3 protein-coding genes are annotated in these 1,807 nt (G+C 36.6%); 2 read left to right on the plus strand and 1 reads right to left on the minus strand.

Annotated features, from left to right (window positions below; translation table 11 throughout):
* Nucleotides 1–370 precede the first annotated feature (370 nt).
* Nucleotides 371–658: a hypothetical protein gene (locus ACED42_RS21715; RefSeq protein ID WP_154723715.1), complete on the minus strand. Its 288-nt coding sequence runs from the start codon at nt 656–658 to the stop codon at nt 371–373.
* Between the two features lie 279 nt (nt 659–937).
* Here ACED42_RS21715 and ACED42_RS21720 point away from each other — a divergent pair, with 279 nt between their 5' ends.
* Together ACED42_RS21720 and ACED42_RS21725 are read left to right on the plus strand one after the other, a co-directional pair.
* Entirely contained in the window at nt 938–1,114 is a 177-nt protein-coding gene (locus ACED42_RS21720; protein ID WP_371704134.1) for a hypothetical protein, read from the plus strand.
* 19 nt (nt 1,115–1,133) lie between these two features.
* The gene (locus tag ACED42_RS21725; protein WP_371704135.1) at nt 1,134–1,568 is read left to right on the plus strand and encodes a hypothetical protein; all 435 of its coding nucleotides are present in this window, start codon (nt 1,134–1,136) and stop codon (nt 1,566–1,568) included.
* Nucleotides 1,569–1,807 lie beyond the last annotated feature (239 nt).

Below are 1,807 nucleotides of genomic sequence, written 5' to 3' on the forward strand. Positions count from 1 at the left end.
TAGTTTTATTGATTCTTGGTTATGCGATTTACAACATCATTCGAATCACACTCGAGATTCGTAATTCGAAATGCTGATTTAGTTTACTTTTAGCCGTTACGGTGTGCTTTTAGGGTGAGTTTGAACGATGTTAATTCGAGCTGAGATTCGCTCTGAAAGCGTCACAAACTTACAAGCCAACATGGGAGTATATCGCCTTGATCAAGTGTCCAAAATCTTCGCTAAGAGCGTTTGAGGCATTCTGATGGCTGTTTTTGATAGCAAACTCGCCCGTTTAACATAATAGGAATAATGAACACCGAATTTCCTTTTGAAACGATAAGGAAAGTCGGTGAGAAATATGTCCTAACTCTTCGGATGGAGTGATAGTTTATTTTTTATTAGGGGATATGGTTAATATGACCGCACTTTCGTTATCTGGATCGTCTGAAACGTTAGTCGTGCATTCTGTTGAGTTCACTGATACTGAATTATTTCCATAACTTGCTGTGAAATAACTACTTTCATTGAATTTTACTTTATGAATTAAAGTTTGATTGTCTTCTATTATCTCGTAAGAACTTACATCTTGGACGTTCTTTATAGATACGCTTGATATAGATGTTCCTTCGGCTAATTTGGTTTCACCCGTTTTTGGGTCAAAAGAAAGTGATGGCATGATATTCTTCTTATGTGATTAGTTCATTAATCAATATGGGGTTAGTTGCATCATTAAACAACTAAGTATCAGTTATCGTATGGGTTTTATGTTGAAAAATTTGCTAAATTTAACGCAACTGAACTTAGTGTGCCCCCAGATTTTAATACAAGAACAGCTCCCTATTGGGGGCTGTTCTTCGTTACGGAGTCACGCAATTGAAAAGAACTATGAACATAGGCTATTGTAGCGTTGCTGTGTATAATTAGGTTAAACCCACTTAGGCTATTAGGGCTGTTTATGTTTTCAGCAGTTAAAGATCGTGCAGTATCTAAGGCACAAAAAAGATATGAAACTTATAAAAATCGTGCTGATGAAGTCTTACTTAATCGTGGTAAGTCAAGCAACGGTACCAAGTTCAAATCAGGTTTATCTGAGGATGAAATTTTTAGTATGCTTAACAAAGCGTCTCATTAAATCGCATGTAGGAAGATAATTGGTTAATTTTACAGTTCGTCTCGATACTCCGTTTGAGGAAGGGACTTTGGATGAAGAGTTTTTTATCGATCTTCCTAAGATGGACACCGAACAGAAAAAAGCTTTAGCGCGTTTTATACAAAAAACTACAAGCGGTGAATCATTACCTGGTAAAAATAAGCCATCTCATTTAGATGATAATCTAAATAAAATATCAGGGACTGATAATTATGAAAATGGGGGCTATTGGCATTACCACTGTGGGCTTAATTATAGCCCTAGTAGTAAGTTTTCAATGACTTTTGATTTAGGGACTAACCTTAACGGTTCTACGTCAGCCGAGGTTATTCATTATATAAAAGAAAGCAATAACGAGGTTCTGGTTGTTGGTTTCTCTCCTAAGCACATTCCTTTTCCTAATTCAGATTGGGATTATAACCCTTTGTTTGACTAAAGTTTACTACTGGAGTTGGACGTGATTTCTCTTAATCAGCTCCGAGATTTAGACACAAAAAAGCCTCCCTATTGGGAGGCTTTTTTGTTGGAAAAATTCATGACCGGTTAAAAGGATCATTGAGATCAATCGCTTTTGGGATTAATCTATTTCCCAGATGTGAAAAAACCAGCTTTGGCGAGCTGGTTTATTTCGGAATACTTAAACGATTGAAGCCCGTTAAGTCCTTTCATGATAGC

The organism is Vibrio sp. FF145, assembly GCF_041439075.1.
In the GTDB taxonomy this organism is placed as follows: domain Bacteria; phylum Pseudomonadota; class Gammaproteobacteria; order Enterobacterales; family Vibrionaceae; genus Vibrio; species Vibrio tasmaniensis_A.

What these genes read in the sequence shown, in the direction of transcription:
- ACED42_RS21715 (WP_154723715.1), bottom strand. Translation starts at nt 658, where the DNA reads ATGCCATCACTTTCTTTTGACCCAAAAACGGGTGAAACCAAATTAGCC.
- ACED42_RS21720 (WP_371704134.1), top strand. Translation starts at nt 938, where the DNA reads ATGTTTTCAGCAGTTAAAGATCGTGCAGTATCTAAGGCACAAAAAAGA.